Below are 6,251 nucleotides of genomic sequence, written 5' to 3'. Positions count from 1 at the left end.
GAGGTAAAAACAAGGCAGCACACCCATTACTATTTACTGGTGTACACCATACACAGCAGGGAAAATGCAGTGGCCGACCTTAGCGACATCATAAAGAAGAAAAGCAAAGGGCAGTACACCGTTACGCTGTTTATACACAAAGCAACTACCGTGAGGCAACTTACGCCAGAAAGTAAGTATTTCTATTATCATGCCATGCACAAGGGTATCAACCTGTATGAACACGATGTTGTACCTCCGTGCATCGCTTTTGAGCAGGAACCTCAGCGAAATGTAAAGCATATAAAAGCGTACTGGCATAATCGCAACCGTGTTTCGGAAGTGTTCCTGCAATCACAAGGCATGGTAGATGGCATTGATACCGAACCGATACAGGAAGCCATGATGCAGGTTGCTACGGAAAATACGGCATTGGCGCTTATCAATACTTTTCTGGGCTACCGTCCTATTCATTTCAACCTCGGTTACCTGTTTGATATCTGTTCAATGTTCTGCACGCTGGTAAGAGAGTTTTTTCCAAGGAATTCGGCAGAGGAAATCAAAATGTTTGAGCTGCTTTCCAAGCATATCAGCAAACTAAGGAGCGCCCACCTCGGCCCTATGGATTTCCTTAACACGGAATTGTTACAGCGCAGGTGCAGACTTTTCCATGAAAAAGCTACCGTTTTGATCGAGTCGGAAATCGAAAGGCTTGAAAAACTCAATAAAGAGAATAAACAATCTAAAAATGAAAATGATGGAAACTAAAAAATTACAGGAGCTGGAGGCTTTTGCTTCCCTCTTAACCAAAGCAACGGAGTTTAATATGCTCAAGCCACATCCACGATTAGAATGTTACCAGAGTGCCGAGTTACTCTTTCACGGATATCATGATTTAACGCTTGCCATTATTGATATTATTAGGGTGTGTTCTTCTGCCCTTGATGCATTACAGGATGTCCCTGACTCTCCTACTTCAGCATCAGCAAGAAGTATTAGTGATGTCTTAGGTATCGCGGTAAAGCTTATGCCTGTTGAAGAAATACAGATATTAGATAATTGCTATCAAAAGCATTTGAAGTTGAAAGCAGAGAAATCCTTGGAAAACGAACAGGCTGATCATCAGGGAGAATAATTAGTATTTTGACAACCCTAATTTATCTTTTAACTCGAAATCCATCAATTTGTGAGTATCGTCAATAGTCAACTCTCTTTTAAGCAAGGCTTCATCTTTTCTTATTTGCCAGTAAGAATTATAAAAACCTCCTTTTAGCCAGATAACGGTATTTTGTATGTCATTTTCAAGATAGTGAACTATTTTATCTACATAAAAATATTCTGTTCCCATTTTTGCTTTTGCGAATGGGAGTAGGATTTGCTCCCCAGCTCTAGGAACATGAGGCAATTTGCTAACCACAAATTGTGAATGTAATTCGTAGTGTTTAAGATAGAATGTGTATTGAGTTTTAGAAAATCGTAATCCTTCATCATTTTCAAAGTCAAAAATACGTTCATACATTTCCAATAGCTTTTTCCGTAGTTGTGATGCCGACAGTCCTGTGTCCTTTTCTACCTCCTTCATTGTTGGGTAGGGAACATCAGGGTCATTATAATAATCTTTAGCACTTAAAAAGTCTATTATGGAATTATAGCGATTATCATCGCTAAATAGGTCCTTTAGCTGACATTGTACTGAAGACAGGTCTACTAAAATCTGTTTGGGAGAGAGGTTTTCTTTTAGCATGATATTTTGTTTTTAAAACTATTACATTTTAAGGGTAAATTTTGACCAAGAAATTTTTAAATCGCTTCTTTATCTTTACCAGTCAACATATTAAGACCGGAGACGGTCTTTTTCATTTAACGAAAGAGGAGGTGATTTATGGAAAATGGAAAAGACAAAGTGACTCCTGAAATTGCTATGCAGATACTCAGGAGAAAAGGAGTTATCGTTACAAGAGATCAGGCAGAGCGAATACTCTGTTTTTTGTATCTGATAGCCGACATGGCACTCACAAAATACTTAAGGCTACCTCCTTAGTTAAACTATTTTAAAATTAACAACAATGAAAATTGCAGATTTATATGTTAGGGTCAGCACAGACGAACAGGCTGACAAAGGTTATTCTCAAAGAAATCAGGAAGAAGTCTTACGACGTTATTGTGAAATTAATTCAATACAGGTACGCAATGTTATATATGAAGATCATTCTGCCAAAAGCTTTATCAGGCCGGAATGGAAGAAACTGGAAAATAACCTAAAAAAGTACAGGAACAAGATAGATCTTGTGCTTTTTACGAAATGGGACAGGTTCAGCAGAAATGCAGGCGATGCCTATCAAATGATTAATAAACTAAGAACTTACGGAGTAGAGCCGCAGGCTATAGAACAACCGCTTGATTTATCTGTTCCTGAAAATAAAATGATGCTGGCTTTCTATCTGGCAGCACCAGAGGTAGAAAATGACAGAAGGGCGTTAAATACTTTTCATGGCATGCGCAGGGCAAAAAAAGAAGGCCGTTGCCTTGGAATTGCTCCGCTTGGCTATAAAAATATCCGAACTGAAGAAGGTAAAAAAATCATTGCAATTAAAGAGCCTCAGGCAACCTATGTAAGGTGGGTTTTTAAAGAACTATCCAAAGGTATACTAGCTGCTGAAGAAGTGCGGAGAGAAGCCAATAAAAAAGGAATGAAGTGTAGCAGAGGTAATTTTTGGACTTTGGTAAGAAATCCGGTGTATTGCGGAAAAATATTTATCCCAAAATATAAAGATGAGGAAGCTCATTTTGTTCCAGGCATTCATGAGCCTTTAATAACTGAAAAGCTTTTCTATAAAGTACAAGACATTTTGGATGGTAAAAAGCGTAATGAAAGAATAAGAACTGTACTCACAGTCAAAGAGCAATTTCCGTTACGAGGTTTCCTAGTGTGTCCTGATTGTGGACGTATGCTTACAGGGAGTGCCTCCAAAGGAGCGTACTACCTTTACCACTATTATCATTGCGTTTCGCCTTGTAAATTCAGATTCAGGGCAGATAAATTAAATCTAATTTTTGAAGAAGAACTGAAAAAATATGTCCCTCTACCAGTGGTAAAGGATTTATATAAAATAGTAGTACTTGATTTATATAAAAAACGCTCTTCAAAAAAGCAAAATACAATCAAAAGGGTAACTGATCAGATTGACAAGTTAAATGCTAGAATTTCTAAAGCACGTGACCTATTACTTTCTGATGCAATTGATTCAAAGGAGTATAAAGAGATTAAGTCAGAGTGCGAAAATAAAATAATAAGGCTTGAAGCTGAACTAACCGACAAAAGTGATCAACAAAACAATTCTCGAACTATATCAAAACTCTTGGACTCCGCTGTTCATGCGCTCTCCCGATTACACACCCTGTATAAAGAAGGAGATATAAGAAAGAAAAGAGAGATCATAAGTTCGATATTTCCGGAAAAAATATGTTTTGACGGAAATGAATGTCGAACTTTTAGAGTCAATGAAGCTGCGAGGTTCATGTTTTTGATAAACAGCAACTTACAAAACAAAAAAGACCAGAAAAGAGATGATTTTTCACTCCTTTCCGGTCTTGTAGCCTCGACAGGAATCGAACCTGTATCAAAAGTTTAGGAAACTCCCATTCTATCCGTTGAACTACGAGGCCTGATATTAGAGGTGCAAAAATAAAAAGTTTTTAGTTGCCAGCCAAACAAATTCATACCACGCCCCCAATAGTTATTTTTTTAACTTTATACTTATTATAACAACTATGAACGAGCTTTTATCCCAAATACAGCATTGCATACAATGTAAAGAACAACTTCCTTTCACACCAAAACCCGTTGTTCAGGCTCATACTGATTCTAAAATAATTATCATAGGACAGGCACCAGGGCTTAAAGTTCAAAACTCAGGCATACCATGGGACGACCAAAGCGGAAATGAATTGCGAAGATGGCTTAATGTAACAAAGGAACAGTTTTACAATCCCGAGCTGTTTGCACTCATTCCTATGGGGTTTTGCTATCCCGGCAAGGGAAAATCGGGTGATTTACCCCCAAGGTCCGAATGCGCACCTTTATGGCATAAAAAGCTACTGGAAGCTATAACAAATCCGCAGCTTATACTATTAATAGGTCAATATGCTCAAAAGTATTATTTAGGAAACAAATTAAAACCCACCCTAACCGACACTGTAAAGGCTTACAGCGAATTTTTACCACATTACCTACCCTTGGTACATCCTTCACCCAGAAACAAGATATGGCAAAAGAAAAACCCATGGTTTGAGCAGAAAATTGTACCGCAGTTACAAGTCATAACAAAAAAGGTTATACACTCCTAAAAACAATAACAAACAACTCGCTATTTTTTATTTATCTCTGTTACAAAGTACGATGGATAAATACCTGTTTTTGCATAAAAAGCCTTAGAAAAATGCTGTGAAGTATTAAAGCCCGCCTCTTCAGATAGTGCTTTAATAGTATAGTTTCGATATTTAGTATCCTCTTTTAAAAGATTAACTATATAGTTAATTCTTAACTCATTAATATAATTTATATAGCTCTTATCCTTGTAATAGTTTATTACTTTAGACAAATAATTAGAGTTTGTATTAAACTTTGAAGCAAGGTTTATTAGTGTAAGATCTTTTTGAAGAAACTTATTTTTAGCCTCAAATTTTTCTAATTGTGCTAATATAGACTGTATTACTTCCTCGTTTATATCCGGTTTTTTAGTTTCGGCAACATCGGTAGTATCGGCCACTTCAGGCTTTATGCTCATTACAGTATTTTTCTCTTCGGGTACATTATCCTTCATCATTAACTCCTCAAATCTTTTCCTGAATTTTTTCTGGCTTTTGTAATACCTGAAAGAAACAAACAAAATAAGAGCAAAGAGCAAAACTACTGTACAGTATAATATAATAGTTATAGTATGCTTGCTTTCCAACTCCTTTTCAACTTTATTTTTCTCGCTAAGTAGTAACTTAGTGTCATATTCTTTATGAATTTTGCCCGACAGGTAAACAAAGTTTTTATTTATAAGACTATCAACCTTTATTAACTGATTAATATAATGTAGCTGAATTTTTAAATCACCTTTATCTTTATAGTAATTAATAAGCTCCTCATATGCAGGTCTTATTTCTGTTTTTACATACTCTTTATCTTTAAATATTTTATCTACTTTTTTATAATAAACAATTGCTTTCTTTTTATCGTTTAAAGCAGAATAACATTTTCCTAAATAGTAATAAGCAACCGATTCATTAGTAAAATCATTGTTTTTAATAATGCCAGGTAAAGCAAGATTAGTATTTTTTATAGCCTCATTATACTGTTTTTTATAATACATATTAATCCCTTGGGAATGATGTATGTATGAAATAGCATCTTTATCTTTTAATAATTTTGCGACTTTTAAGGCTTCCTGATTTGTAAGGGTACATAAATCATACTTCTCTAATTTATTATAGCAGCGGCTTATAGAGTATAATGCTGTTAAATATCCTTTTGGTTCATTTTCTTTATAAAAATCAGCACATTGTTTATACAAAACAAGTGCCTCGTCATAATAACCCAAATAGTATTTAATGTTAGCTATACCGAATTTTACATCATAATGCAAATAACTTTCCTCAACACCTTTAAGGTGATCATCGGCTAACAAATAATAATCCAGTGCCTTTTTATATTTCGACTTACTATGAAGTATAAATGCTTTTACTAAATAAGCATTGCCTAAAACCCTTTCACTGTTTGTTTTTTCCGCAAAAAAAACAGTACTATCGGCATAAGTCAATGCTTTTTGATTTGAACGATAAGCCATACTTTCATAAGCTTCGCTTAATCTCTCAAAATTATTATCAATCCTGGCTTTAGCCAAATATGCGTTTAGGTATGGCCAAACCCTCACACTATCATTCCCAATAGTATATATGCTTCCTCTTAAAGCATCATAATCTTTATGTAGTAATGAATCGGGAATTTTTTGACCAAAAGTTGGATTAATACATCCAAAAAAAAGAAAATATAATAGGGGACTAAATTTCTTCATTCTAAAACTATAAGGCGTTTTTTTACATTTTTATAGGCAAAATCAATAGTAAGAATGTAAATATATGTATTAATACTACAAAAAAAACACTAACTCTTTTACATATACACAAATTACTTTAAATCAGATTTTTACCCCGAAAAACCAACATGTAATTCATGAATTAGGTACTTGTAATTTACGAATTGCAGTTTATAAGGCTTGCAAACT

The 6,251-nt window shown here is 34.9% G+C and carries 6 protein-coding genes and 1 tRNA gene; 4 read left to right on the top strand and 3 right to left on the bottom strand.

What is annotated here, in order from left to right; all coding sequences use genetic code 11:
- Window positions 1–747, top strand: a 747-nt coding sequence (locus GN157_RS17885) for a hypothetical protein (RefSeq protein WP_197429482.1), incomplete at its 5' end; no start/stop codon positions are given.
- Window positions 728–1,114 carry a hypothetical protein gene (locus tag GN157_RS16915; protein ID WP_231749157.1) on the top strand — a complete coding sequence of 129 codons (387 nt, stop codon included), beginning with the start codon at window positions 728–730 and terminating at the stop codon, window positions 1,112–1,114. The genes GN157_RS17885 and GN157_RS16915, both read left to right, overlap by 20 nt.
- On the opposite strand, the gene GN157_RS16910 is transcribed toward GN157_RS16915, so the two are convergent.
- Entirely contained in the window at window positions 1,115–1,723 is a 609-nt protein-coding gene (locus tag GN157_RS16910; protein WP_157484651.1) for a hypothetical protein, read from the bottom strand.
- 322 nt (window positions 1,724–2,045) lie between these two features.
- Between GN157_RS16910 and GN157_RS16905 the strand changes: the two genes are divergently transcribed.
- Window positions 2,046–3,611 carry a recombinase family protein gene (locus GN157_RS16905; protein WP_157484657.1) on the top strand — a complete coding sequence of 522 codons (1,566 nt, stop codon included), beginning with the start codon at window positions 2,046–2,048 and terminating at the stop codon, window positions 3,609–3,611.
- Here GN157_RS16905 and GN157_RS16900 read toward each other — a convergent pair.
- Window positions 3,574–3,645 (bottom strand) — tRNA-Arg (locus GN157_RS16900). The two genes, GN157_RS16905 and GN157_RS16900, sit on opposite strands and share 38 nt — an antisense overlap.
- A 105-nt stretch (window positions 3,646–3,750) precedes the next feature.
- Between GN157_RS16900 and GN157_RS16895 the strand changes: the two genes are divergently transcribed.
- On the top strand, window positions 3,751–4,326 hold the full coding sequence (locus GN157_RS16895; protein ID WP_157484650.1) for a uracil-DNA glycosylase family protein: 576 nt from the start codon (window positions 3,751–3,753) through the stop codon (window positions 4,324–4,326).
- Window positions 4,327–4,346: 20 nt separating this feature from the next.
- On the opposite strand, the gene GN157_RS16890 is transcribed toward GN157_RS16895, so the two are convergent.
- A complete protein-coding gene (locus GN157_RS16890) occupies window positions 4,347–6,041 on the bottom strand; it encodes a helix-turn-helix domain-containing protein (protein ID WP_157484649.1) in 1,695 nt (564 codons plus the stop codon).
- Between the last annotated feature and the right edge of the window lie 210 nt (window positions 6,042–6,251).

The organism is Flavobacterium rakeshii (assembly GCF_009741375.1).
Lineage (GTDB): Bacteria > Bacteroidota > Bacteroidia > Flavobacteriales > Flavobacteriaceae > Flavobacterium > Flavobacterium rakeshii.
Note: the sequence above shows the minus strand (reverse complement) of the source record. Positions and strands in the feature narration are given on the sequence as shown.